The sequence below is a fragment of the Caulobacter sp. FV2ps19 genome (genome assembly GCF_058681035.1).
The window spans coordinates 1161899-1186888 of record NZ_CM178729.1 but is presented as its reverse complement, the minus strand read 5'-3'; the positions used below and the strand labels follow the sequence as shown (position 1 = coordinate 1186888).

The window sequence follows — 24990 nt, the reverse complement described above, 5'->3', positions numbered from 1 at the left end:
CGCGGTCTGACAAGGCGCTCGAACGCAATCTTACGGTTTCCGGAATGGCCGCATAACGCTGTCGCTTCTGGGCAACAGGCCATGCTGAACCATTTATATCTAAGGGTTTTCACTTGAATTGCAGCGGGACGCTCCGTAACTCTGGGGTGTCCATTCGAACAATCGTTCGGGTGACCAATTAAAAACAGCCGCCAGCGATGCAAGCGCGGGCGGCATAATGAACCGAGGTAGGAAATGCGCTTTACCCAGGTGCTTTGCGGCACGGCGTCCGCCGTCGTGCTCGCTGGTCTGACCGTCTCTAGCGTCGCTCAGGCCCAGGAAACCGAAACCCTTACCGTCGACAGCATCGTCGTCACCGCGCAGAAGCGCGAGCAGAACCTGCAGGACGTGCCTGTGGTGGTGACCGCCGTCGGCGCCAAGCTGCTGCAAGACACCGGCGTCAAGGACATCAAGGATCTGACGATCCTGACCCCCGGCCTGACCGTCACCTCGACGACATCGGAAGCCTCGACCACCGCCCGCGTGCGCGGTGTCGGCACCGTCGGGGACAATCCCGGTCTGGAAAGCTCGGTCGGCGTCGTGATCGATGGCGTGTATCGCCCCCGCAACGGCGTGTCGTTCGGCGATCTGGGCGAAATGGAGCGCATCGAGGTCCTGAAGGGCCCGCAAGGCACCCTGTTTGGCAAGAACACCTCGGCCGGCGTCATCAACATCGTCACCAAGGAGCCGGAGTTTGGCTTCAAGGCCAATGCCGAAGCCACCGTCGGCAACTTCAACGCCCACGGCGTGTCGGCCTCGGTGACCGGCCCGATGTTCGGCACTGACACCCTGGCAGGTCGCCTGTATGTCGCGGCGCGCGAGCGCGACGGCTATATCGACGTCGTCAACGGCAAGGGCCCGACGGACCGCGATCAGGATCAGGATCAGGGCTTCTATACCGTCCGCGGCCAGTTGCTGTTCATCCCCAACGACGAGGCCACCTTCAAGCTGATCGCCGACTATACCAAGCGTGATGAAAACTGCTGCGGCGCCGTGCAGATCCGCACTGGCCCGACGGCGGGCGTCCTGAACCTGCTGGCCGGCGGCGAAGCCGTGGCGCCCGTCGCCAAGCCCTTCGACCGCGTCGCCTATTCCAACCGCGGCGCGCCGTCCTCGATCGAGGACAAGGGCATTTCGCTGGAAGGCAAGATCGACCTGCCGATCGGCGAGCTGACCTCGATCACCGCCATCCGCAACTGGCGCACCGACAACGGCCAGGACAGCGATTTCAGCACCGCCGACCTCGCCTATCGCAACAAGGACGGCACCAACTACAGCGAGTTCACCACCTATACCCAGGAACTGCGCCTGGCGGGCAAGACCGGCAACCTCGACTGGCTGGTCGGCACGTTCCTGGCCGATGAGCGCCTCGATACCAAGGCCAACTTCCTCTATGGCAATGATTACGAGCAGTATCTGGGTCGCCTGCTGTCAGCCTCGGTGGCGCCCGGCGGTGTCGCCAACTTCGTCTCGCTGCTGACCGGCCGCGCGCCGAACACCACGTTCACGCCGGGCCAGGGTCTCTATGACTCCTATAACCAGCGCGCCAAGACGGTCGCCCTGTTCACCAACAACACCTACCAGTTCACCGACGCCTTCAGCATCACCGCTGGTCTGCGCTACAGCATCGACAAGAAGGACCTGACCACCAACCAGTCCAACTCGGACGGCGGCGTCGGCTGCGGCGTGGCCCTGTCCGCGGCGGGCCAGGCTCGCATCGCCAGCATCGTCGGCGCGGCGGCCACCCCGACCATCGTCGGCAATCTGTGTCTGCCCTGGGCCAACCCCCTGTTCGACAAGCGTCACACCGAACAGTCGCGCACCGACAAGGAATGGTCGGGCACGATCAAGGCGGCCTATCGCTTCTCGCCGGAAGTGTTCAGCTATGCGTCCTACGCCCGGGGCTACAAGGGCGGCGGCTATAACCTCGACCGCACCCAGTCGTCCAACGGCCTGCCCAGCGGCGGCGTCGGCGTGCTGCCGATCTATGACACCTCGTTCAACGGCGAGTTCGTCGACAGCTATGAAATCGGCCTGAAGAACACGCTCTTCAACCGCTCGGTGCTGCTGAACTTCACGGGCTTCTACCAGAAGTTCACCGACTTCCAGCTCAACACCTTCCTGGGCACCTCGTTCGCGGTGCGCTCGATCCCCGAAGTGACCTCGCAGGGCGTCGACGCCGACTTCATGTGGTTCACCCCGGTGCGCGGCCTGACGGTTCAGAGCGGCTTCACCTACGCCAAGACCGAATATGGCGACCAGAAGGTTCCCAACGATCCGACCAACGCTCTGGCGCTTCTGCCGGGCAGCCGTCTGTCGCTGGCGCCGGAATATTCGGCCTCGGGCTCGATGACCTATGAGCACCGGGTCGGCGACAGCCTGAAAGCGCGCTTCAATGTCGGCGCCAAGTACTCTTCGTCCTACAACACCGGCTCGGACCTGTTCCCGCCCAAGGTCCAGAAGGCCTATACGGTGGTCAATGCCCGGATCGGTCTGGGTGACGCCGACGAAGCCTGGACGGTGGAGCTTTGGGGCCAGAACCTGCTGGACGAAGACTATATGCAGGTCGCCTTCAACGGCACCCTGCAAGGCTCTTCGGGCATCAGCGCCACAAGCCCCACCTATGTGGCGTCCAAGGACACCATCACCTATGACGCCTTCCTCGGCGCGCCGCGCACCTACGGCGTGACGCTGCGGGCGAAGTTCTAACCGGGAGGGGATCCGGGGGCCCGCTCTCCAAAGCGAGCAGGGCCTTCGGCTTTCGGATGAAGGAAGGGCGATCTGGGCAACCAGGTCGCCCTTTTTTCTTTTGGCCTTCCGATCACGACCGACCCGACGCACCCTATCCTGGAGCGCGATAGCCGAAAGTGTACGCGGTTTCGGCGGCAATCGCGCTCTAAGTGTATGATTTAGAGCCTTTTTGAGCGCTTCACATGTTTCCATGTGAAGCTAAAAGGCTCTGGGGATTCGAAGCGCGAGGCGAAGACCGTGAAGGCGATCAGGGTACTGGGTTTCTGGATCTGTCTGGCGCTGGGCCTGGGCCTGGGGGCCCTGACCCAGAAGACGCCCAAACCGGTCGAGGCCTCCGCCCCCGCCACGGCCTTCTCGGCGGTGCGGGCCATGGTCGATGTCCGCGCCATCGCCCAGCGCCCCCACCCCATCGGCTCGGCCGCCATCGCCCAGGTCCGCGACCACCTGCTGGCGCGGATCGGCGAACTGGGACTTGAGGTCTCGGTGCATCCCGGCGACGGGGCCCGACCCTATTCGCGTGACGGAACCGTGCTGGGCGTCGCGGCCGTGCAGAATGTGATCGGGATCCTGCCGGGCCAGTCGCGCGACCTGCCGGCCGTGCTGATCATGAGCCACTATGACTCGGTGCCCAATTCGCCCGGCGCGGCCGACGACGCCCTGGGCGCGGCGGCGGCGCTGGAGATCGCGCGAGCGCTGAAGGCCGGCCCGCCCCTGGCCCGCGACGTCATCTTCCTGTTCACCGACGGCGAGGAGGCGGGTCTGCTGGGGGCCGACGCCTTCTTCGCCCGCGACCCGCTGGTGGCCCGTGTGGGCGTGGTGCTGAACATGGAGGCTCGCGGCGACGCCGGCCGGGCGGCCATGTTCCAGACCGGACCCGGCAACGGCGAACTTCTGGCCCTGATGGGCCGGTCGGCCAAGCGGCCCTCGGCCAATTCCCTGGCCTCGACCGTCTATGAGAAAATGCCCAACGACACCGATTTCACCCATGCGGTGAAGGCGGACCTTCCAGGCCTGAACTTCGCGATCATCGACAACCAGCTGGCCTACCACACGCCGCTGTCGACGCCCGACCGGCTGGACCAGGGCAGCCTGCAGCATATCGGCGACGAGGTCCTGCCGACCGCCCGCGCCCTGGCCAGCGCCGCCGCCCTGCCGGCCCGGACGCCCAACGCCATCTATTCCGACGTGCTGGGCCTGTTCCTGATCAGCTATTCCACCGCGGTGGGCTGGGGTCTCCTGGTCCTGGCCGCCGGGATGATCGGCTTTGTCGCCTTCCGCGCCCTGACCCTGAAGGGGACCAGCCTCACGCAGATCGCCCGGGGCGTCGCCGGCGCCTTGCTGCTGCTGCTGGCCAGCGCCCTGGTCCTGCACCTGCTGGGCCGACTGCTGAGCCTCGACAGCGAGCAGCGACTGTATGACCTGCTGGGCCGCTTCAACCTGCTGCTGCTGGGCGCCGCCGCCCTCGGCGCCGGGGTCGGGCTGGCGGTGATCACGGCCCAGGCCCGGGGTCTGCAACGCCTTTGGCCCAGTCTGATCGCCCTGGCCCTGGGCGGCGCCTGCAGCGCGGTCGGCGGCTTTGATCCTGTGGGCCTGGGCCTGGGCGTCGCCGTGGCCGTGCTGGTCTGGGCGGCGCTGGGCGGGCCGATCGGCGTGCTGGGCGTGTGGATCGGCGGCCTGAAGGTCCTGTTCCTGCTGGCCCTGACCGCCCAGATCCTGGCCCCCGGCGCCACCGTGATGCTGACCTGGCCGCTGCTGATCGCCGGCCTCGGCGCCACCCTGGCGTTGGGCCTGGGTGGCACCCGCGACCGCCGGGTGGCCCTGGCCGTGACCCTGGCCATCGGCTTGCTCGCCGTGCTGATCACCGCCCAACTGGCCGCCTGGGGCGCCTGGACCTTCGCCGGCGTCGGTCTGATGGAGCCCGCTGTCCTGGCGGTGTTCGTGCTGCTGGCCGCGCCCGCCCTGGTGCCTCTGACCTTCGACTTCGCCGAGTCGGACTGGAGCTGGCGCGGCGTCGCGGCTCTGCTGGTCGTCGGATCGGGCCTGACGGTGTTCGCCGCCCTGCCCGGCGCCTCGCCCCAGCGCCCCAACCTGACCGAGGCCCACTATCTGGCCGACCCGTCGACCGGCAAGGCCTGGCGGGTGTCGTCCATGCCCCGGCTGGACGCCTGGACCCGCGCCACCCTGATCGCCGACGGCGGGACCGCGCCACGCAAACAGGCCCTGCCGCCGTTCAATCCGGATCCGGTCTGGATGTCCGAAACCCGCCTGGCCAAGGTGGTCCCGCCGGTCCTGACCGCCGAGCGCTCGGGCGATCGCCTGCTGATCCGGGTCGTGCCTGACGCCGGGGCCGAGGCGCTGAGCCTGAAGATCCGCGCCACCACCGCCCTGACCGATCCGCGCCTGAACGGCCGGCCCATCACCCTGGTCACCCGGCCGGACGGCTGGTCAACCGTGGTCGCCTACGCCCCCGACCCCAACGGGGTGACCCTCAGCTTCACCGCGCGGGCCTCGGGCCGGGTCGAGGCGGCGGTGCTGGAACGGCGCGAAGGCTGGCCGCAAGGCGCCCAACCTCCGGCCGCCAAGCCGCCTGAACTGATGGCCACCGGCCTGTCGGACAAGACCCTGGTCCTGGCCCATGCCCGGCTGGCCTGGTGAGTGGCGCGTCGGCTGATCCCTAGACCTCGATCACGCCCTCCCCCGGCGGATTGGCGAACAGCGCCTCGACCAGGGCCGCCCGCCGCTCCAGCGTGGCGCGCTGGTTGACATAGCCCTTGTCGGTGATCTCGCCGGCGTCGATCGAGGGCGGCTCGGTCATGACGGTGAAGCGGCTGATCCGCCGCGACGAGCCGCCGGCCGTGGCGTTGAAGGCGGCCAGGCGCTCGCGAAGGAAGGCGACCAGTTTCTCCATCGGCGTGCCCGGCCCCGGATCGGCGACCAGAGCCATCAGCCCCGAGGGCGAGGGCCACAGCAGCGCGCCGATGAAGCCCTTGTCCTGCCCACAGATCACCGCGTCGGCGATATAAGGGCTGCAGGCGGCCACCAGGTCGGGGCGCAGCACCCCGACGCTGACCCAGGTGCCGCTGTCGAGCTTGAAGTCCTCGGTGACCCGACCGTCAAACACCAGGCCCTTGGCCGGATCGTCCGGATCCACGAACCGCGCCGCGTCGCCCAGGCAGTAGAAGCCCTCGTCGTCGAAGGCGGCCGCCGTCCGGTCCGGATCCTTGTGATAGCCGGCCGTCACCGTCACGCCCTTGACCCGCACCTCGTATTTCGAGCCGCTGGGCGTCAGTTTCAAAGCCAGGCCCGGCAGGGGCAGACCCACCAGTCCGACCCGCTCGGTGATCCAGTGGGTGACGGTGACGCCCTGGGTCTCGGTGGCGCCGTACATGGTGGCCAGCGGGATGCGATGGCCGGTTTCGGCGACGGCCAGGGCCTGGATGCGGGTATAGACGTCGTTGGACAGGGTCGCCCCGCCATAGGCCATGTAGCGCAGGTTCTTGAAGAACGAGGCCCGCAGCACGGGGTCCTTCTCCATCGCCTCGGCCAGCATGGAAAAGGCGATCGGGGCCGAGCCGAACACCACGGGCGAGACCTCATAGAGGTTCTTGATCGTGGTCTCGAACATCCCGGGCAGCGGCTTGCCCTCGTCGATATGCAGGGTGCCGCCGCCCCAGATCACGGCGTTGAAATTGATGTTGCCGGCCGAGATATGGCTCCACGGCATCCATTCCAGGCTCTGGGACACCTCGCCGGTCTCGGGCTCGTCCAGCTTGAGCCCGTCCTGGCCGGCGATCACGCCCGCCATCATGCCGTGGGTCTGGGGCACGGCCTTGGGCAGGCCGGTCGAGCCGGAGGTGAACAGGTACTTGGCCACGGTGGCCGGGCCCAGGGTGTCGCGGACGGCCGCGACGGCGGCGGTGGGAACGGTGGCCGCCACGGCGTCGAAGCTCAGCGCGCCGTCACCGGTTCCGTCGGCGGTGATCACCGTCAGGGTCGGATCCAGCGCCTTGAGCGTCGCCAGAGCCTTCTCGAACAGGGCGCCGCTCTGGGCGAACACCACCCGCGGGGCGACCTTGTCGAAACAGTGTTTGAGCTTGGCGTGATCGGTGGAGATCAGGCTGTAGGCCGGGCTGATCGGCGCGGCCGGAACCCCGGCTCCATAGGCCCCCAGGGTCATCAGGGCGTGCTCGATCGAATTGCCCGACAGGATCATCACGCTGTCGTCGGCGGTCAGGCCCTGGTCGAGCAGGAACTGGGCGATCCCCTCGACCGCGCGCTGGGCCTGGCCGTAGGTGACGCCGCGCCAGGGGCCATGGCCCGGCTCGCGCTGTTTCAGATAGGGCCGATCAGGATGTTCGGCCGCCTTCTGGGCCAGCAGATGGGCGATCGAGCGCGGGCCTTCGCCCGGCGCGTGGTTGGAGGTGATGACGATGCTGCCGTCGGGGCGATGCTCGACGCTGACGTCGGGGCCCTTCATCGGCAGGGGCTTGAACGGGACTTTGCTGACATCGCGCAGGGGCGACGCGCCATCGGCTGGCGTCATGGTCTCACTCCCTAGGTTATCATTGTTCTGTTTGGAGCAGACGTTAACGCAATGCGGGCTGAGGGCAAGGTTGCGTTGAGGGGACGTGGGGTCCGCCAGACTCGCCCCCTCCGGGCCTGCGGCCCTCCTCCCCCGGAGGGGGAAGATGATTTCATCCGCCCCCTCCGGGGGCGGACGACCGCGAAGCGGTCCGGTGGGGGCAAGTGTCCGCAACCTCACGCGGAAACCCGCTGAAGGGATGGGAAGGGCTGCGGAGCGTCCGGGCCTCGCCCGGATGAGAGATAGAGATTACCGTTTCGACGAAGCCGTGCGCTCCGCGTCGCCGTTATCCGAAAGCGCGTCCGGCCGGGCGGTGTTATCGCCTGACCCTCCGCGCCCCCGACGGGCGGATGGAGGAGCGCCTCCACCGGACCGCGGACCTTTCAGCCCGCCTGCTGCTAACCGACCCTCGTTTTGATCACGTCGTTTCTGTGCTGCAAGGCCGACCGCCGCCAGAGACCAAAAGAGGTTGGCGGCCTTTACCCGCCATCGAGAGAGCTTCCCGCTCGACCACACCCCGCCGCCGCTTCGGTCGCTGGCCTTGCGCCCTTCCCCGCGACGAGGTGGGGTTAGAATACGGGAGATTTTTGGGGGGCTGCGTCGATTGTCCGGACGCTCGTCAGCGTCCCGCGCCAGCGTCACGCTCCCCCTTCTCCCCTTGCGGGAGAAGGGGTCGGCCGAAGGCTGACGGATGAGGGGTCGCGACGCCCTCAAAGCCTAATCCCGCAACGCCGCGCGCCCATCCCGAGAGATCAATCGACCCCTCATCCGGCGCTGCGCGCCACCTTCTCCCGCAAGGGGGAGAAGGATCCTTGATCCCCGTCCCGGACCGGGGACGGCGCGATCGCCATCCCCGTCATCGCGCCACCGGCGCGACAGCCCTTCAGTGCAGGAAGGTCCACCCCGCCAGGCTCGCCAGAATCAGACCCCATCCCGCCAGCAGACCCGTCACCGGGTGCCGTTGCCACCAAGTCACGGGAGGACTTGGCCTTTGCTCGACGCTAGACATGACCACGCCTCGACTTTTCACTGAACGCACGTCCCTGAGATCATCACGCCGCGTGATTCGGGTTCGCGTCCAGAGTGCAAATGCCACAACGACCACACCGCACAGCCCTTGAAGCCCTAAAAGCACAGCAACGGCCACGACCCAGGCCGGCGCGATCAAGTGACAGATATTTAAATAGAAGTTCCGGGAAACCTGTCGCTAATGGCCGCGACTTCAACCTGTCCTGAAAGATTGGCAAGGCGTTCCCGGCGCCGATATCCCCATGAGCAAGATCGAACTCTACGCGCCGCGCACCACGCGGCACCGCCGCACCTGGTCCGCCGCCGCCGCCGTGCTGATGGTGGTCTTCCTGATCGCCGGCCAGCTGCTGACGATCTTTGGCCTGCTCAAGCCGATGGGCTTTCACCAGGCCGATCTGAGCACCCAGTGGCGGCCCCCGACGGTCCAGCTTCTGGGCTTTGGCTTCACGGCCCTGATGATCTTCGCCTGGGCCTGGCTGTTCGAGCGGCGATCGCCCGCCGCCCTGGGCCTGAACGGCGACGCCCTGGTCCGCTACGGCCGCGGCCTGCTGGTCGGAGCCGGCTTCCTGATCGCCTCCATCGGCCTGGCCTGGGCCCTGGGCGCCTATCGCATCGAGGGCATCGGCATATGGAGCGCGCCCAGCCCGGCGCTGTTCATCCCGATCCTGGCCCTGTTCGCCGGCTTCATGGTCCAGGGCGCCACCGAGGAGATCATGTTTCGCGGCTGGCTGATGCAGCTGGTCGCCTCGCGCCATAGCCTGATCCTCGCCATCGTCGTCAACGGGCTGATCTTCGCCCTGCTGCATGCGGGCAATATCAAGCCGTCGATCGAACTGGGCCTGGCCATGGTCAATCTGGTGCTGTTCGCCGTGATGATCAGCCTCTACGCGATCAAGGAAGGCTCGTTGTGGGGCGTCTGCGCCTGGCATAGCGCCTGGAACACCCTGCTGGGCGTCGGTTTTGGCCTGGACGTCAGCGGCGCGCGCGTCGCCGTCGACAGCCTGGTCGTCGACCTGGCCCCGGTGCAAGGCGCGCCCTGGTGGCTGACCGGCGGCGCCTTCGGCCCCGAGGCCAGCGTGGCGACCAGCGCGGTGCTGCTGGCGGGGGTGGCGTTCTTCCTGATCACCGGCGCGCTGCGGCCGGAGCGGCGGTATTCGGCGCCGGGGTTGGGGTAGGCGCGCGAGCGCTTCGTCCAGCCCGCGCCTGTTCCATCAATCCTTGGCCGCCTTGGACGCCAAAGCCTTGGCCGCCGCAGCAGGGGGCCGCACCGCCGCGCGCTCGACATTGACCTGATGCGGATAGGGGAAGGTCAGGCCGGCGGCCTCCAGGCCTTCCTTCATCGTCTTGACCAGGTCGTACTTGGTGTCGAGCCAGTCGTCCGGACTGGTCCAGCAGCGCACCGTGACGCTGACGCCGCTGTCGACCAGGCCGGTGACCCGGGCCCAGGGCGCGGGGTGGGCCAGCACCCGGCTGTCGGCGGACGACAGGTCCAGCAAGGTGGCCAGGGCGACGTCCAGATCGTCCTCGTAGTCGATGTCGAAAGACAGTTCGATCCGCCGGCGGCCCGCCCGGGTGATGTTGACGATCATGTCGCCGAACACCTTGCCGTTGGGCAGGTAGAGGGTCAGGCCGTCATAGTCGAGCAGGCGGGTGTTGAAGAGATCCATGCCCGCCACCACGCCCTGGCGGCCGTTCAGCTCGACCCGGTCGCCGATCCGGTAGGGGCGTTGCAGCAGCAGCATCACCCCGGCGGCGACATTGCTCAGCGTGCCCTGCAGGGCCAGGCCCACGGCCAGGGATGCCGCGCCCAGCACCGCGATCACCGAGGTGGCCTGGACGCCCAGTTGCTGCAGCACCGCGATCAGGCCGATGGCGATGATCACGTACTTGACCAACCCGGACACGAACAGGCCCAGGGTGGGGTCCGCCGGCTGGTGGCGGGTGACCCGCGCCACCCCGCTGCGGACCACCCCCGCCAGCCGCTTGGCCAGCCAGAACGTCCCCGCCAGGATCAGGCCGGCCACCAGGATGCGCACCGAGAACGAGCCCAGCACCGCCACCAGATTGCGGATCATCACCGGATCCCCCGAGGCGGCCCTGCCGATCATGTCAAAGAGCGAGGTGACAGGGTCGGCGGGCGGGGCGGTCATGGGGCGGGGGTCTCCGGAGGTCTGGAGGGCTTAAACGCGCCCGCTATGGTCAAGGTTGCGTGGGGGTGGGGGGCAGAGCACCTCGCCCCGCACAAAACCTCCGTCATCCCGAGCCCCTCAACCCGATCTCCCCGGCGAAGGCCGGGGCCCAGATTCAGCCTGAGCGTCTGGGGATGACGCGCCGTCTGACCAAGCCAGGCGCGCCGCCCTCCGTAGGTTCGATCTGGGCCCTGGCCTTCGCCGGGGAGAACGGAGATTTGTATCCGTCGCGGCGTGCCGCCCCTTCATCTCACGGCGAGACGATCGCCGGTCTGGACAGGCTGCGGCCTACGAGAGATGAAGGGGCTTGGCGGGACGCCGGGGCGTCCGCGCTTGAAGCCAGGGGGGGGACAGACCATGACCATCAAGGCCAAGGCGTTGATCGGACCACTCCTACTCTTCGTGCTCTGCGGCTGCGCCAGTCAGCCTGTCGCGGACGTCAGCGGCGCGCCGGGCTTTTGGTTGGGCTTGGTCCACGGCCTGATCGCGCCCTTCGCCCTGGTCGCTCATCTCTTCGATCCCGCCATCCGCATGTATGCGTTTCCGAACGCGGGCGGCTGGTACGATTTCGGATTCTTCATCGGGATCGGATCGCTGGGCGGCGCGGCGCGCGGCGGCGGCGGACGAGGATAGCCCCCCTCCAAAGCCTCCCGTCATTCCGAGCCTTCGCCGAAGGGCGCCAGCCCTTCGGCGGTCTGGACGCCCTTCCCTGGCCCCCAACCCCATCTCCCGTCATTCCCGCCCTTGTGGCGGGAACCCCTGGTTCAGCTGACCCGTGAGACGCAAGCGGATCGCCAGCGATCCGCCCCACCCGCACCTGCGGCGGACAGAGGGGTTCCCGCCACAAGGGCGGGAATGACGGAGCTTTTTGTTGGCGTGTGTGGAAAGCCCCTTCGCGCCGAAGGGAGCCAACCCTTCATCTCACGGCGAGACGATCGCCGGTCTGGACAGGTCACTCAAGGACGGCCCTACGGGCCGCCGCGACGCGGCCGCCGGAGGCGGTCCTTGACTGACCTGTCCAGACCGGCACGCTGCAGCCTCCAAGAGATGAAGGGCTTGCTGGGACGCGGGGCGTTCGCTTTTGAATAACTAGACGGGCTCCCCAGATCGCTTGGTCATAAGACCTGCCAACCTAGCCTCCAGCCCTTCTCGCAATGACCGCATACTAGTGAAGAAAATCACTGGATAGTCTTTTAGGTCGAATTCAAGTTTTGTGCCGTCTTTAGCGATATAGATCGGAATTTTTCCAAGACCCGCCGCATAACCTGCCTCGTAGAATACATTCGCGCGCGTATCTGTTAGGTCGGCGATAACATATTCCGCCCTCCTAATACTTTCCAGCAAGCGATCAGTAATTCTATCATTACTTTGAATTTCGTCGACCCGCTCTGCATTGAGGCCAAGCTTGGTAGCCGCTGCCTTAATTGCATCGAGAACGTCGTCGTATTCAGGTTTGTTGCCGGCCATAGGCATAGCGATAAACACATAACCCCGCTGAATTGGGTCTCGAAAAACAGGTTCCATTGACCCAGTTTCCTTCGGTGGATTGATCTTCCAGTCTTGTAAAACACCAAGTGTCTGATCGAGCATGTCGATAACTTTTGAGTTTCCACTCATTCCGTAGTGCGACTCGAAAAGACTGCTGAACAAGTCGACGTCGTGGAAAACTGGTCCGCCAATCATGGGCGGTGGATAAAGCGTGAAAGTCTGAAAACATCCAGCTTCCATAACTTCCCGGCGCACCGGCCGGATCAACTTATTGAGCTCGGAGCGATAATTTTGGTTGCGGCTTTCACCGTAGCTTTTGAGTTTTTCGCGAAATTCACTGACTAGCGCGATCTTGGCATCAATATCCATCGGCTTCACCCCGAGACTAGATAGCTATCATAGGGGCTCCTCCCCAGAGGGGAACAGGTCAGACGGACCGCAATGCGCCTGCCAAAATCCGCGGAGGAGCAAATGCAAGCTTACAACACAAAGAAGGGCGGAGCCCTTCAGCCCCGCCCCTCCAAACCCGTCTAACGCAGTAACCCCTACTCCGCCGCCACCTTCGGCGAGTACCCCAGGATCGCCTTCGTCTCGAGGAACTCGCCGAACGCGTGGTCGCCCCACTCGCGGCCGTTGCCGCTCATCTTGTAGCCGCCGAACGGGGCCATCATGTCGGTGCCGGCGCCGTTGAGGATCACCTGGCCGGCCCGCAGCCGCGCGGCCACCTTGCGCACCGCGTCCAGGTCATTGCCCGAGACATAGGCGGCCAGGCCGTATTCGGTGTCGTTGCCGACCTTCACGGCCTCATCGACGCTGTCGTAGCCGATGATCGAGACCACCGGGCCGAAGATCTCTTCCTTGGCGATGGTCATGTCGTTGGTGACATTGGCGAACACGGTGGGCTTGACGTAATAGCCCTTGTCCAGACCCTCGGGCCGGCCCGTGCCGCCGGTGACCAGGGTGGCGCCCTCGTCGATGCCCTTCTGGATCAAACCCTGGATCTTGTTCCACTGCACGTCCGAGACGACCGGGCCCATCTTGGAATTGCCGTTGGGGTCGCCCACCGTGTGGGCCTCGGCGGCGGCGCGGGCGATGGCGATGACCTCGTCCATCTTCTGGCCCGGCACCAGCATGCGGGTGGGGGCGTTGCACGACTGGCCCGAATTCATCATCACCGAGCCGATGCCGCCCGAGACGGCGCGCTGGAAGTCGGCGTCTTCGAGGATGATGTTGGGGCTCTTGCCGCCCAGTTCCTGATGCACGCGCTTGACGGTGGGGGCGGCGTTCCTGGCCACCTCGATGCCGGCCCGGGTCGAGCCGGTGAACGACACCATGTCGACTTCCGGATGGCTGGACATCGCCGCGCCGACCGTCGGGCCGTCGCCATTGACCAGGTTGAACACGCCCTGCGGCACGCCGGCGGCGGCCAGGACCTCGGTCCAGATATAGCCGCTGAACGGCGCGATTTCCGAAGGCTTGAGCACCATGGTGCAGCCGGTGGCCAGGGCGGGCGCGACCTTGCAGGCGATCTGGTTGACCGGCCAGTTCCACGGCGTGATGAAGGCGCACACCCCGATCGGCTCTTTCACGATCCGGGTCGTGCCGCGATCTTCCTCAAACTCATAGTTTTTAAGCACCGCGATGGCGGTCTGGACGTGGCCGATGCCCATGGCGGCCTGGGCGCGCTGGGCCAGCCAGGCGGGGGCGCCCATCTCCTCGGTGATGGCCTTGGCCATGTCCTCGAAGCGTTTCATGTATTCGGCGACGATGCGCTCCAGCAGGTCGATGCGCTCTTCGCGGCTGGTCAGGCTGAAGCTGGCGAAGGCCTTGCGGGCGGCCATGACCGCCTTGTCGACGTCGGCGACGCCGCCCATCGAGATCTTGCCGCAAACCGCTTCGGTGGCGGGGTTGATCACGTCCAGCGTTTTGGGCGCGACCGGATCGACCCAGGCCCCGTCGATATAGAACTTGGTATAGTCGCGCATGCCGTGCTCCTGCCCTTTGGGGATGTGAGGTCCGCTCTGATTTGGGGATGCGGCGGACCGTCTTCAAACAACCATTTTAATGATCGGCGTTCAGGTGGGAAGCCCCGACTTCCAAATCCCGGTCATCCCCGCGAAAGCGGGGACCCAAGCGGACCAGGCAGGTTGGCGATGCCGAGCGATCATCCGCAGACCCAGCTTGGGTCCCCGCTTTCGGGGGGATGACCGGTGAGGGGGCGTTCACCACAGCGGATCACTCTCGCCCCCCTGCAGAGCCTCGGCGATCCGACGCCGCGTGGCCGGAGTGGTGTCGGCGGGCAGGGCGTCGGGGGCGAACCAGCCCACCGCGTGGATCTCGCCCTGATTGGCGGCCGCGCAGGGCGCCCAGGCGTCGATGCGATAGACCAGCACGTGGTCGCGCGGATGGTGGGCGTTGTTGTCGTGGACCGACAGCAGGCGCGGCCGGCCGATGACCCGGATCCCGGCCTCTTCCTGCACCTCGCGGATCACCGCCGTCTCGGCCGTTTCGCCGCGCTCGACCCCGCCGCCGGGCATGTACCAGCCGGGCACATAGGTGTGCTCGATTAGCAGGACCCGGCCTTCGCCGTCGGTGACCAGGGCGCGCACCCCCAGGGTCAGGCCCCGGTTCCAGCGGAACCAAGCATAGACCAGGGGGCGGGTGAAGGGTTCGATATGACGACGCCAGAGCATGGACGGCAGGGTAGCCGAAACCCGCGCGCCGCGTCGCGGGTCTGCGAAAATCTTGCAAATTGACCCACTGAGCGGTACACAGGGACAAGTTGGGATCGCCGTATGATTGTCAGCTTCCGGGACGAGACCCTGCGCGCCTTTTTCGTGGACGACGCGAGATCACGCATCATTCCTCCGGATCTGGAGGAGCGGGTGTTCCGCAAGCTGCAGATGATTGATGACGCCACCAGCGATCAGGATCTGCGCGCGCCGCCCAGCAACCATTTCGAGAAGCTGCGCGGGCGACTGGAGGGCCTGTATTCCATTCGGGTGAACCAGAAGTGGCGGCTGGTGTTTCGATGGGACGGCGCTCGGGGCGAGGCCGCTGATCTTTATCTCGACGACCATAGCTACAGGTAAGGTGAGCCATGTTGATGACCACGCGCAAGCCGGCCACGGTGGGTGAAATCCTCACGGAGGAGTTCATGACGCCGATGAGCCTGACCCAGGTCGCCCTGGCCGAAGCGATGGGCGTGCAGCGCAAGCACGTCAACGAGCTGTGCAACAACCGCCGGACCGTCACCGCCTCGACCGCCCTGATCCTGGCCCGGGTGTTTGGCAACAGTCCGGAATTCTGGCTGAACGTTCAGCGACGCAGCGATCTGTGGGAGGCTATGCACTCCCCCAGCGAACGCCAACGGATCGAACGGGCCCGGCCGCTGAAGACCGCGGCCTGACGCCCGCCCTTGCCCCCGGGCCCGCGCCTCGCTAAAGCCGCAAGACCCTTCCTCTGCAACGGAGCCGCGTCATGATCGCGATCCTCGTCATCGCCATCTTCCTGGCCGTCATCATCGGCCTGAACCTCACCGAGTTCGGCCGCGTCGACTAGGCTGATGACCCAGAAGGGCGCGCTTGGGGGGCGCGGCGCGGCCCTGGTCACCGGCGCGGGGCGTCGGATCGGTCAGGCTCTGGCCCTGGAGGCCGCGCGCGCCGGCTATGACGTGGCCGTGCATCATCGCGGCGCGCCCGACGAGGCGCGCGAGACCGTCGAGGCCGTCCAGGCCCTGGGTCGCCAGGCCCTGGCGGTGTCGGCCGAGCTGTCCGACGAAGCCCAGGTCGCCGGCCTGGTCGCCCAGACCACGCCCCTGGGCCCGCTGACCCTGCTGGTCAACAGCGCCTCGGTCTTTCACGACGACCGCGTCGGATCGCTGGACCGCGCCCTGTGGGACGGCCACATCGAGACCAATCTGCGGGCCCCGATCGTGCTGGCCCAGGCCTTCGCCGCCGCCCTGCCGGCCGATCTCGAGGGCCTGATCGTCAATATCGTCGACCAGCGGGTCTGGCGGCCCAATCCGCAGTTCTTCAGCTACAGCCTCAGCAAGGCGGGCCTGTGGTGGGCGACCCAGACCCTGGCCCAGGCCCTGGCCCCGCGCATCCGCGTCAACGCCATCGGCCCTGGCCCGACCCTGCCCAATATCCACCAGGCGCCCGGCGAGTTCGAGGCCGAGGCCGCCGGCACCCTGTTGCAGCGCCGCGCCACCCCGGACGACGTCGCCGCAGCCCTGCGCTATCTGATTGACGCAAGGGCGGTCACCGGTCAGATGATCGCCGTGGACGCCGGTCAGCATCTGGGCTGGCGCACGCCCGACATCCTCGGATCCTGAAAGGCGCACGCGCTTTGGCCGCCTCCCCCCTCGCCGAAACCACGCCCGACGCCGCGCCCCTGGCCCGCGTCATCATCACCAAGGTCTTCGTCCGCGCTCTCAAGGTCGAGGCCTGGATCGGCGTCTATGACCACGAGCACGGCGCCCGCCAGCCGCTGATCATCGATGTCGAGCTCGACATCGCCGCCAGCCATTGCGAGCGCATCGGCGACACGGTGAACTACGAAACCATCGGCCAGGCGGCCCGCGCCATCGCCGACGAAGGCCATATCGATCTGGTCGAGACCTTCGCCGAGCGTCTGGCCCAGGCCTGTTTCGCCGACGCCCGCGTCACCCGCGCCCGGGTGCGGGTCGAAAAGCCCCTGGCCCTGGCCCCGCACGCCGCCGCCGCCGGCGTGGAAATCACCGCCGTCCGCGCCTAGCCGCCATGAGCCTGACCCACAGCGCCCGCCTCGCGCCGTTCCAGCCTGAAACGGTGTGGACGCTGCGGGACGGGACGCTGGTCGAAACGCGCGGCCTGAAGGTGCGCGGCTTTCCCCTCAGCGCCCTGACCCGCTTTCGCCTGGCCGCCGCGCCCCAGGGCGGTCGCCGCCGGGTGCTGCAGCTGAGCTTTGGCCGCGCGACGATGGTGCTCATCGCCCAGAGCTATCTTGGCCCCGGCCGCACAGAAGACCGGCTGGACGGCTTTTCGACCTTTGTCCGCGCCCTGGCGCGCCAGGCGGCCGAGGTTGCGCCCGCCGCCCGCTTCGACCTGGCCCGCATCGAGACCCGTCCGGCCCTGACCTGGGTGGCCGGCTTCCTGGGGATGGGCGTTGTCGCCCTGCTGCTGTCGTCGGTGAGCGCCGGCATGGCCGGCGTCGGCGTCGACATGGCCGCGCGGATGGGGTTCGTTTTGATCCTGCTGCTGGCGGCCCTGCCCTGGCTGTCGCGCGGCGACGCCTTCGACCCGCGCGACCCGCCGCGGGATTTGTTGCCCTAGGGGGCGACGGCGTGCGCGAAGCCTGAAGCCGCACAATGCGATTTCGATGCATATTCGCCAACACGAATATTGCCCTTACGGCTCCGCTTTGTGAATAAAAGTTCGCCACGAAGACGGAACGAAAGTGTTCATTCAGGCGCTTTTAAACAAGCAGATCCTTTCATAGCCAAACAATTCTGATCGTCGGCATACCGAGAGGCTGCTTTTCGGCGGACATGTTGACGCGCGGCTCCCTGCTGCGCTCCGCCGCCCCTCAGAGGAGACATTTCATGACTGATCAACAAACGCTTGAGCGCACCGAAACGACGACGAAGATCGATCATCCGTTGATCCCCGCCAAGCGCGTCAACGGCAGCGCCGTCTTCAACCAGGCCAAGGAGAAGATTGGCCAGATCGAGGACATCGCGATCGACAAGAAGACCGGCAAGGTGGCCTACGCCATTCTGAGCTTTGGCGGTTTCCTTGGCATGGGGGACAAACACCAGCCCTTGCCGTGGTCCGTGCTCAAATACGACGCCGCCAATGGCGGCTACGTGGTTCCCATCACCGAAGAATTCCTGGCGCTCGCGCCCAAGCTCGAGGTGTCGGACCTGAGCGGATGGGATGATAGCGAGCAGCGGGACGCCCTGCACACCTACTACGCCGCCTACGGCGCCCGACCCTACTGGTGAGCACAACGCCCCGTCTCGCCGCCCTCGGCGAGGCGGGGCGCTCCCGAATTACGGGACCTTCATTTGCATCGATGGCCGATAAGGGCGATCCTTGGGACACCATCGTTTTCCAAGGCTCAGCGTCACCGTGACCGATCTCGACCCCGCCGTTCCCCCGCCCCTGCAGGATGACAAGACCCTGCCGATCGTCGGCTACGCCCTGATGCTGGCCGGCTTGATCACCGGGGGCGTCACCTCGGTGATCGCCGTGATCCTGGCCTATGTCAGCCGCAAGGGCGCGCCCGAGTGGCTGCAAAGCCATTACCAGTTCCAGATCCGCACCTTCTGGCTGTCGCTGCTGTTCGCCGTCATCGGCGGGGCGTTGACGGTGGTCGGCGTCGGCGTGATTCTGCTGGCCGCAGTGGGCGTGTGGATCGCCGTGCGCGGGATTATGGGCCTGTCCTGGCTGTTGAAGGGCCAGGCCTATCCGACGCCCACCAACTGGATGCTCTGAGCCATGACCGATTCATCCGCCCCCGAAATCACCCAGGACATCACCCCCGCGGCCCGCGCCGAGGAGGACAAGGTCCTGCCGGCCGTCGTCTATGGCCTGTACCTGCTGGGCTTCGCCAGCTGCGCCGCCACCACGGTGATCGGCCTGCTGGTCGCCTATGCCAATCGCGGCACGGCGGGGCCGATCAACGAAAGCCACTACACCTTCGCCATCCGCAGCTTCTGGCTGACCATCGGCTGGTTCCTGATCGGACTGCTGCTGTTCATCCTGGGTCTGCCGCTGTCGATCCTGCTGGTCGGCATCCCCGTGGTGGCCGCCGGCGCCATGATCATGGGCGCCGTCGGGGTGTGGTTCGCGGTCCGTTGTGCGGTCGGAATCTACTATCTGGCGAAGGGTGACGCCTATCCGCGACCCAGGACATGGCTGTTTTAAAGGCGCCCAATCGCCAAGGCGCCCGCCAGAGCGTCGCCTTTCGGGACGGACTTCCCCTGCCAGTTGAGACGGCTCGACCTTGCGGTCAAGCTCGGTTGACCTGTCGATCCTGGCGAATGGACGTCTTGGAGGGGGCGACATGCTGGCTCGCATCGTAGGGATCATTCTGGGACTGGTCCTGGCGACGTCGGGATACGTGGTTGCGGGTTGGGGCTCGCTGGGGAGCTGGGCCGCGCATCTCGATCTTGGACCGTTTGAGCCGCATCGACCATTCGCCGGCGGGGCGGCGGCGATACTCGGGGGAGTACTCGTCGTCGCCGCCCTGACCCCGCGTCCCAAGCCCAAGCGGCGCAAGACAGCGGCGGGGCCTCTGGTCGACTTCCCGGAACCCGAAGCGACCCCGGCCATGGCCGTCAGCGCGATGGTCGAGACGTCGCCCGTCGGCGATCCGCCTGTCGTCGCGCCCATCTCACCCCCCCCCGCCGCCGCGCGGACCGCGCGGACGCCGCCCTCGGCCCCGAGCGACTTCGCGCAGATGCGTGCGCGCATGATCGCCCTGACCGCCGCTGAATCCTGGACCGAAGCCGCCCAGACCCTGCTGACGATGAAGACGACGGCGCGCGGCGACCGCGAACTGGCCATGGTCTATCGCGACCTGGGCGACTTCGCGCGCGGCCAGGGCCAGATGGACGACGCCGCCGAGGCCTATGAAACCGCCGTCTCCTACGCCCGCGACGCCCGCAAGGCCGCGCCGGAGAATCTGGACGTTCTCGAACTGCTGGCCGGCAGCCTGGCCGGCGTCGGCGATGTGGCCGAATCCGAAGGTCGGCTCGACGACGCCCTGTCGGCGTTCGAGGAATCCCTGGCCCTGCGCCGCTCCACCGGCGGTCGCGAGGCTCTGGATCCGGCCGCCCAGCGGGCCCTGTCGGTGTCCCTGGAGCGCCTGGCCGATCTGCGCGAGGACCGCGGCCATCGGATGCGCGCGCTGGATCTGTACCGCGAGAGCTATGACGTCGCCGCGCGCCTGGCCGCCGCCGACCCGGCCCGGTTCGGTTCGGACCTGGCCGTGACGCGCCAGCGGCTTGCCGAACTGGAAGCGCGCATCTCGACCTGAGCCGAGAGCCCTTACGTCTCAACAGTGTATCATGCGAACCCGAACAGGCCGGGGTTGGGCAGACCCGCGCCTGGCGTCCGGCACGTTATCGCTTGCGCTCGATAGTGGCTTTTTTGCCGATCGCGGTGAAATATTGCTTCAACGACATGTTTGGCCGGGAATTTATCATGCGACGACGTTCGCATTTCAATATCGAAACCTCATCAGCCTGAGATCCGGCGAGTCGGCAAATTAGGGGCCGCGCTCACAGCCTGTGTTTTCCGGACGATGCTGCGGGTCGCTTGTGACCCGAGTACCTAGGGGTTTAAATCTTGCAACACACCACCGTCCGCGGGCGCCTCATGGCGTCCACAATGATCTGCGGCGTCGCCGCCGCTCTGCTCGTCGCCAACTCGGCAGCAGCCCAGACCGCCGCTCCCGGCAGCGACGATACCCAGGTCGAAGAAATTGTCGTCACCGGCTCCCTGTTCCGCCGCACCGACACCGAGACCCCGTCGCCCGTCACCGTGCTGACCGCCCAGAGCCTGCAACGCGCCGGCATCGTCACGGCCGCCGAAGCCATCCGCTCGATCTCGGCTGATGGCGCCGGCTCGATCGGCACCGGCTTCCAGACCGGTTTCAGCGCCGGCGGCTCGGCCGTCTCGCTGCGCGGCCTGGGCGTTTCGTCGACCCTCGTCCTGGTCGACGGCCTGCGCTCGGCCAACTTCCCGATCAATGACGACGGCCACAACGCCTATGTCGACCTGAACAGCATCCCGTTCAGCCTGATCGACCGGATCGAAGTGCTGAAGGACGGCGCGTCGTCGTCCTACGGCGCGGACGCGATCGGCGGCGTGGTGAACCTGAAGCTGAAGCAGCAGTTCGTCGGCATCGCCGGCAGCCTCGAAGGCGGCCAGAGCTGGAAGAACGACGCCGAGCACAAGCGCGGCGACCTGACCCTGGGCTTCGGCGACTACGCCGAAAGCGGCTGGAACGTCTACGTCAACGCCGAGTATCAGACCGATGACCGGGTCACCAACCACAGCCGCGGCTTCCCCTACAACACCGCGGACCTGAGCTCGATCGGCGGCCTGGACAACAACACCGGCGACTCGTCGATGACCACGGCGACCCCGACCGCCAACGTGACGCGGGTCAGCCAGTCGGACCTGAACAATCCGCTGTCCGGCAAGGCCGGCGCGCCGCTGACGACCTCCTATCAGGCCCTGAACCTGGGCAGCTGCCCTAACGGCACCTTCACGCAGGTCTCGACCAGCGCGAACGGCACGGGCTGCAAGTGGGACCTCAACGACGCCTATCGCCAGATCGCGCCCTACCAGAAGCGCTACGCGTTCAACGGCCGCCTCAGCGTTCGCCTGAGCGACAACATCGAGGCCTATGCGACGGGCAGCTACTCCAACAGCTATGTCAGCATCAAGGGCATCCCGTCCGCGATCCGGGCGACCCAGCCCTTCGGCGGCGCGCCCTCGCTGGCGTCCAGCAACCCGGGCATCGTTCTGCCGGTCTATATCTGTTCGGCGGGCGCCAACTGCGCCACGGCGGCTGACCGTCGCCTGAACCCGAACAACCCCTTCGCGGCCGCCTATGCGGCGGACCCCGCCAATGGCGCGGCCCGCATCTACTACCTGTTCGGCGACCTTCCTTCCGGCAGCGATCGCTCGAATGAAGTCATTCGCGGCACCGTGGGCCTGAAGGGCAGCTTCGGCGATGACTGGAACTGGCGCATCGACGCCGCCGGCGCGCGTGACAATCTGGAGATCACCCAGCACGGCCTGCTGAACATCGCCGGCCTGATGAGCGCGATCAACACGGGCGCCTATAACTTCGTGGATCCGTCGCAGAACACCGCAGCGGTCCGCAATGCGATCTCTCCCGACAAGGTGACCCCGTCGCACTCGTCGATGATGTCGTTGGACGGCTCGATCACCAAGTCGCTCTGGACCCTGCCCGGCGGCGACGTGCAACTGGCCGTCGGCGCCCAGGTTCGTAAGGAGCTTCTGGAAAACAACAACCAGAACGTCCGTCTCGACACCTACGGCCTGACCACCGCCTCGGCCTTCGGCAAGCACACGGTCTCGGCCGGCTTCTTCGAAGTGCTGGCGCCGGTGACCGACCAGCTCGAAATCAACGTTTCGGGTCGCTACGACCACTATTCGGAAGGCTTCAGCCACTTCTCGCCCAAGCTTGGCGCGAAATACACCCCGATGAAGCAACTGGCGTTCCGCGGCACCTATTCCAAGGGCTTCCGCGCGCCGACCTTCGCTGAATCGGGTCCGCGTTCGCAATATGCCGGCTTCGTCAGCACGACGCCTCCGGCCGCGTTCCAGGCCGCGCACGGCGGCACCAGCAACCCGTACTCGCAGTCCTACAGCCTGGGTCGCGGCGTCGCCGGCAATCCGGACCTGAAGCCGGAAACCTCGCGCAGCTTCACCCTGGGCACGATCATCGAGCCGACTCCTTGGCTGAGCATGACGGTCGACTACTACAACGTGAAGAAGTCCGACCTGATCACCACGGGTCCCGACATCAGCAAGGCGGTCGCGGCCTACTACGCCTCGGCCGACCAGACCGCGGGCTGCGCCGCTGTCGCCGCCGTCGGCGCCGGCTATTCGTGCAACGTGGTCGACGCTGTTGACCCGCTGTACCCCACCGCCCTGCCGCGCGTGCTGATCATCAACGTCCCCTACGTGAACGCCAACTATGCGATCACGGCGGGCGTGGACTTTTCGGCCACCGGCAAGTTCAACCTGGGCGACGCCAAGCTGACCAGCCGCGTCGAGGTCACCCACCTGCTGAAATACGACCTGCACACCGATACCGAGGTGCAGAAGTACGCCGGCACCCTGGGCCCGTACGATCTGTCGTCGGGCAACGGTACGCCGGACTGGAAGGGCAACTGGCAGAACACGGTCGAATATGGCCGCTACAGCTTCTCGGCCACCGCCTACTATGTCGGCGAGATCAAGTCGGTCGCCGCCGACACCAACGGCAGCACCAACTGCGTTCCGGGCAACCCCTACGGCGGCTCCGGCAACCCGGCTGCGGCCAACAAGTTCTGCACGATCAAGAAGTTCATCAATGTCGACATGAACGCCTCGGCGGACCTGACCGACCAGGTCACGGCCTTCGTCAACGTCGGCAACGTGTTTGACGAACGGGCTCCGATCGCTCCGGGATCCTATTCCAGCTCGCCGAACTATCTGACGACCTGGCACTATGCCGGCTTGATTGGCCGGACCTACAAGACGGGCATCCGCTTCAAGTTCTAATTGAAGCGACCTCGCCAAGAGAGAGGGGCCGGTTCCGAAAGGAGCCGGCCCCTTTTTTGATCGTTGAGACGAGGCCGTTGGCCGATCACATGCCCGCGCGCAGGGCGATCAGCCGGCGATGGCAGGCGACGCGCGCGTTCAAGGGGAGGGTTATCTTGCAGGTCTGACCAATCTCGGCCACCGTGTCGGGATCGTCGGATCGAGGATCTCGGCCAGCCTGAAAGGGCGTCGGGCCTGTTCGGCGAAGGTCGCCCGAGACAAGGACCCTGGACCGCCCTATTTGGAAGACGAATTTTTCGCCTCTCGCCGGCTTGGGCGCAGACAACAGGGACTTGAAGGTGATGATAGCGCCTCTGCAGCAAGGCACGGCCGACGCCCGGCTCATCTTGCGCGAAGAGGAGCTGGACAGCGGCCTGGAGCTGATCCTGCTGGCCGAGGCCGCCCTGTGGGCCGCCGTCGACAGCGCCCTGGAAGCCGAATCCCTGGGACTGGGTCGTTCGCACTGGCGCGCGGCCTTCCTGCTGCGCCGCCGCCCCGGGATCGGCGTCCAGGACCTGTCCCGGCTCACCAGTCTTTCCAAACAGGCCGCCAGTCGCACCCTGGCCGACCTGATCAAGGCGGGGCTGGTTGAACGCGCGACCGGCGATCTGGACGGTCGCCGCAAGCCGGTGGTCCTGACTGTGTCGGGCGTGGCTTTCGAAGGGCGCGTCGCCGAGCGCCTGCGGGCGCTTCTCGCGCGCGCCTACCGCACGGGCGGGCTGGATGGCGTGGCCGGAACCCGGCGCATTCTGGCCGCCCTGGCCGGGCCCCGTCAGGGGGTGGGACCGACACGACGGGTGGTGGCATGACGCCCGACGAACGCCGCGAACGCCATCTGCTGGTCGTCGATGACGATGACCGCATCCGCGAACTGCTCAAGGCCTTCCTGGTCCGGGCCGGGTTTCGGGTCAGCACCGCCGCCGACGCGGCCGGCGCCGACCGCCTGTGCGGGGCCCTGAACTTCGACCTGATGGTGCTGGACGTGATGATGCCGGGCGAGGACGGCTTTGCCTTCACCAAGCGCCTGCGCGCCATGGGCGGCGAGGTGAGCCGCACGCCGATCCTGATGCTGACCGCCCGCGACCAGACCCAGGACCGGATCGAGGGCCTGAGCCAGGGGGTCGACGACTATCTGGGCAAGCCGTTCGAGCCGCAGGAACTGCTGCTGCGCATCGAGGCCATCCTGCGCCGCTCGGCGGCCAAGCCGACGGGCCCGCGCGAGCTGGTCCTGGGCCGCTGCGCCTTCGAGCCCGAACGCGGCGAGCTGACCTGCGACGGCGCCCCCGTGCGCCTGACCGAGGCCGAGGTGGCGCTGATGCGCCGGCTGGCCCGCTCGGCTCACGAGCCGGTCGACCGGCTGGAACTGGCCCGCGACACCGCCGACGCCACCGGCCGCGCCATCGACGTGCAGGTCACCCGCCTGCGCCGCAAGATCGAACCGGATCCCAAGAACCCGCGCTATCTGCAGACCGTGCGGGGCATTGGCTATCGGCTGGCGCCCGATTGATGGGATTGGATCTCGGGACTTGCCCCCTCCGCGCTGACGCGCTCCTCCCCCAGAGGGGGAAGATGGAGCGCG

General features: G+C 66.8%; 22 protein-coding genes. 17 read left to right on the top strand and 5 right to left on the bottom strand.

Translation table 11 applies throughout. From position 1 onward, the window contains the following. Nucleotides 1–234: 234 nt before the first annotated feature. On the top strand, nt 235–2748 hold the full coding sequence (locus ACW18B_RS05710) for a TonB-dependent receptor (protein ID WP_492050280.1): 2514 nt from the start codon (nt 235–237) through the stop codon (nt 2746–2748). Nucleotides 2749–3027: 279 nt separating this feature from the next. Beyond that, on the top strand, nt 3028–5445 hold the full coding sequence (locus tag ACW18B_RS05705) for a M20/M25/M40 family metallo-hydrolase (protein WP_492050278.1): 2418 nt from the start codon (nt 3028–3030) through the stop codon (nt 5443–5445). Nucleotides 5446–5464: 19 nt separating this feature from the next. Here the strand turns inward: ACW18B_RS05705 and ACW18B_RS05700 are convergent, their stop codons facing one another. After that, complete coding sequence (locus tag ACW18B_RS05700; protein WP_492050276.1) at nt 5465–7333, bottom strand: AMP-binding protein; 1869 nt, start codon at nt 7331–7333, stop codon at nt 5465–5467. Between the two features lie 1310 nt (nt 7334–8643). Here ACW18B_RS05700 and ACW18B_RS05695 point away from each other — a divergent pair. Continuing rightward, entirely contained in the window at nt 8644–9576 is a 933-nt protein-coding gene (locus tag ACW18B_RS05695) for a CPBP family intramembrane glutamic endopeptidase (protein ID WP_492050274.1), read from the top strand. 36 nt (nt 9577–9612) lie between these two features. Here the strand turns inward: ACW18B_RS05695 and ACW18B_RS05690 are convergent, their stop codons facing one another. Next, nucleotides 9613–10551 (bottom strand): mechanosensitive ion channel family protein, encoded by a 939-nt coding sequence (locus tag ACW18B_RS05690; protein WP_492050272.1) that lies wholly within the window; start codon nt 10549–10551, stop codon nt 9613–9615. Between the two features lie 396 nt (nt 10552–10947). Here ACW18B_RS05690 and ACW18B_RS05685 point away from each other — a divergent pair, with 396 nt between their 5' ends. Then, nucleotides 10948–11223 (top strand): hypothetical protein, encoded by a 276-nt coding sequence (locus tag ACW18B_RS05685; RefSeq protein ID WP_492050270.1) that lies wholly within the window; start codon nt 10948–10950, stop codon nt 11221–11223. Between the two features lie 456 nt (nt 11224–11679). On the opposite strand, the gene ACW18B_RS05680 is transcribed toward ACW18B_RS05685, so the two are convergent. From ACW18B_RS05680 to ACW18B_RS05670, 3 genes are all read right to left on the bottom strand, one after another. Next, nucleotides 11680–12447: a hypothetical protein gene (locus ACW18B_RS05680; protein WP_492050268.1), complete on the bottom strand. Its 768-nt coding sequence runs from the start codon at nt 12445–12447 to the stop codon at nt 11680–11682. Nucleotides 12448–12623: 176 nt separating this feature from the next. Further along, on the bottom strand, nt 12624–14063 hold the full coding sequence (locus ACW18B_RS05675) for an aldehyde dehydrogenase family protein (RefSeq protein WP_492050266.1): 1440 nt from the start codon (nt 14061–14063) through the stop codon (nt 12624–12626). A gap of 237 nt (nt 14064–14300) precedes the next feature. Beyond that, nucleotides 14301–14771: an NUDIX domain-containing protein gene (locus tag ACW18B_RS05670; protein ID WP_492050264.1), complete on the bottom strand. Its 471-nt coding sequence runs from the start codon at nt 14769–14771 to the stop codon at nt 14301–14303. A gap of 102 nt (nt 14772–14873) precedes the next feature. Here ACW18B_RS05670 and ACW18B_RS05665 point away from each other — a divergent pair, with 102 nt between their 5' ends. The 13 genes from ACW18B_RS05665 (at nt 14874) to ACW18B_RS05605 (ending at nt 24918) form a co-directional block, all read left to right on the top strand. After that, complete coding sequence (locus tag ACW18B_RS05665) at nt 14874–15170, top strand: type II toxin-antitoxin system RelE/ParE family toxin (RefSeq protein WP_492050262.1); 297 nt, start codon at nt 14874–14876, stop codon at nt 15168–15170. 14 nt (nt 15171–15184) lie between these two features. Further along, nucleotides 15185–15487 carry a HigA family addiction module antitoxin gene (locus ACW18B_RS05660; protein ID WP_492050260.1) on the top strand — a complete coding sequence of 101 codons (303 nt, stop codon included), beginning with the start codon at nt 15185–15187 and terminating at the stop codon, nt 15485–15487. A gap of 71 nt (nt 15488–15558) precedes the next feature. Further along, complete coding sequence (locus ACW18B_RS05655; protein ID WP_492051620.1) at nt 15559–15639, top strand: hypothetical protein; 81 nt, start codon at nt 15559–15561, stop codon at nt 15637–15639. A 4-nt stretch (nt 15640–15643) separates the two neighbouring features. Next, nucleotides 15644–16414 carry an SDR family oxidoreductase gene (locus tag ACW18B_RS05650; protein ID WP_492050258.1) on the top strand — a complete coding sequence of 257 codons (771 nt, stop codon included), beginning with the start codon at nt 15644–15646 and terminating at the stop codon, nt 16412–16414. Between the two features lie 14 nt (nt 16415–16428). Continuing rightward, nucleotides 16429–16836 carry a dihydroneopterin aldolase gene (gene folB / locus ACW18B_RS05645; RefSeq protein ID WP_492050256.1) on the top strand — a complete coding sequence of 136 codons (408 nt, stop codon included), beginning with the start codon at nt 16429–16431 and terminating at the stop codon, nt 16834–16836. Between the two features lie 5 nt (nt 16837–16841). After that, entirely contained in the window at nt 16842–17393 is a 552-nt protein-coding gene (locus tag ACW18B_RS05640; protein ID WP_492050255.1) for a hypothetical protein, read from the top strand. A gap of 269 nt (nt 17394–17662) precedes the next feature. Next, on the top strand, nt 17663–18064 hold the full coding sequence (locus tag ACW18B_RS05635) for a PRC-barrel domain-containing protein (RefSeq protein WP_492050253.1): 402 nt from the start codon (nt 17663–17665) through the stop codon (nt 18062–18064). A 127-nt stretch (nt 18065–18191) separates the two neighbouring features. Continuing rightward, nucleotides 18192–18557 (top strand): DUF4870 family protein, encoded by a 366-nt coding sequence (locus tag ACW18B_RS05630; protein WP_492050251.1) that lies wholly within the window; start codon nt 18192–18194, stop codon nt 18555–18557. A gap of 3 nt (nt 18558–18560) precedes the next feature. Further along, on the top strand, nt 18561–18989 hold the full coding sequence (locus ACW18B_RS05625) for a DUF4870 family protein (protein WP_492050249.1): 429 nt from the start codon (nt 18561–18563) through the stop codon (nt 18987–18989). A gap of 139 nt (nt 18990–19128) precedes the next feature. Then, entirely contained in the window at nt 19129–20103 is a 975-nt protein-coding gene (locus tag ACW18B_RS05620; protein ID WP_492050247.1) for a tetratricopeptide repeat protein, read from the top strand. 341 nt (nt 20104–20444) lie between these two features. Further along, on the top strand, nt 20445–23372 hold the full coding sequence (locus tag ACW18B_RS05615; protein ID WP_492050245.1) for a TonB-dependent receptor plug domain-containing protein: 2928 nt from the start codon (nt 20445–20447) through the stop codon (nt 23370–23372). Nucleotides 23373–23713: 341 nt separating this feature from the next. After that, nucleotides 23714–24220: a MarR family winged helix-turn-helix transcriptional regulator gene (locus ACW18B_RS05610; protein ID WP_492051618.1), complete on the top strand. Its 507-nt coding sequence runs from the start codon at nt 23714–23716 to the stop codon at nt 24218–24220. Beyond that, nucleotides 24217–24918 (top strand): response regulator, encoded by a 702-nt coding sequence (locus ACW18B_RS05605; RefSeq protein ID WP_492050243.1) that lies wholly within the window; start codon nt 24217–24219, stop codon nt 24916–24918. Before ACW18B_RS05610 ends, ACW18B_RS05605 begins: the two co-directional genes overlap by 4 nt. The last annotated feature ends 72 nt before the right edge of the window (nt 24919–24990 follow it).

Excerpts from the sequence above, each read along its gene's own strand:
- ACW18B_RS05610 (WP_492051618.1), top strand. The coding sequence starts at position 23,714 with ATGATAGCGCCTCTGCAGCAAGGCACGGCCGACGCCCGGCTCATCTTG.
- ACW18B_RS05640 (WP_492050255.1), top strand. The coding sequence starts at position 16,842 with ATGAGCCTGACCCACAGCGCCCGCCTCGCGCCGTTCCAGCCTGAAACG.
- ACW18B_RS05680 (WP_492050268.1), bottom strand. The coding sequence starts at position 12,447 with ATGGATATTGATGCCAAGATCGCGCTAGTCAGTGAATTTCGCGAAAAA.
- ACW18B_RS05625 (WP_492050249.1), top strand. The coding sequence starts at position 18,561 with ATGACCGATTCATCCGCCCCCGAAATCACCCAGGACATCACCCCCGCG.
- ACW18B_RS05675 (WP_492050266.1), bottom strand. The coding sequence starts at position 14,063 with ATGCGCGACTATACCAAGTTCTATATCGACGGGGCCTGGGTCGATCCG.
- ACW18B_RS05690 (WP_492050272.1), bottom strand. The coding sequence starts at position 10,551 with ATGACCGCCCCGCCCGCCGACCCTGTCACCTCGCTCTTTGACATGATC.
- ACW18B_RS05670 (WP_492050264.1), bottom strand. The coding sequence starts at position 14,771 with ATGCTCTGGCGTCGTCATATCGAACCCTTCACCCGCCCCCTGGTCTAT.
- ACW18B_RS05605 (WP_492050243.1), top strand. The coding sequence starts at position 24,217 with ATGACGCCCGACGAACGCCGCGAACGCCATCTGCTGGTCGTCGATGAC.
- ACW18B_RS05620 (WP_492050247.1), top strand. The coding sequence starts at position 19,129 with ATGCTGGCTCGCATCGTAGGGATCATTCTGGGACTGGTCCTGGCGACG.
- ACW18B_RS05710 (WP_492050280.1), top strand. The coding sequence starts at position 235 with ATGCGCTTTACCCAGGTGCTTTGCGGCACGGCGTCCGCCGTCGTGCTC.
- ACW18B_RS05700 (WP_492050276.1), bottom strand. The coding sequence starts at position 7,333 with ATGACGCCAGCCGATGGCGCGTCGCCCCTGCGCGATGTCAGCAAAGTC.
- ACW18B_RS05660 (WP_492050260.1), top strand. The coding sequence starts at position 15,185 with ATGACCACGCGCAAGCCGGCCACGGTGGGTGAAATCCTCACGGAGGAG.
- ACW18B_RS05665 (WP_492050262.1), top strand. The coding sequence starts at position 14,874 with ATGATTGTCAGCTTCCGGGACGAGACCCTGCGCGCCTTTTTCGTGGAC.
- ACW18B_RS05615 (WP_492050245.1), top strand. The coding sequence starts at position 20,445 with ATGGCGTCCACAATGATCTGCGGCGTCGCCGCCGCTCTGCTCGTCGCC.
- ACW18B_RS05655 (WP_492051620.1), top strand. The coding sequence starts at position 15,559 with ATGATCGCGATCCTCGTCATCGCCATCTTCCTGGCCGTCATCATCGGC.
- ACW18B_RS05685 (WP_492050270.1), top strand. The coding sequence starts at position 10,948 with ATGACCATCAAGGCCAAGGCGTTGATCGGACCACTCCTACTCTTCGTG.
- ACW18B_RS05650 (WP_492050258.1), top strand. The coding sequence starts at position 15,644 with ATGACCCAGAAGGGCGCGCTTGGGGGGCGCGGCGCGGCCCTGGTCACC.
- ACW18B_RS05695 (WP_492050274.1), top strand. The coding sequence starts at position 8,644 with ATGAGCAAGATCGAACTCTACGCGCCGCGCACCACGCGGCACCGCCGC.
- ACW18B_RS05635 (WP_492050253.1), top strand. The coding sequence starts at position 17,663 with ATGACTGATCAACAAACGCTTGAGCGCACCGAAACGACGACGAAGATC.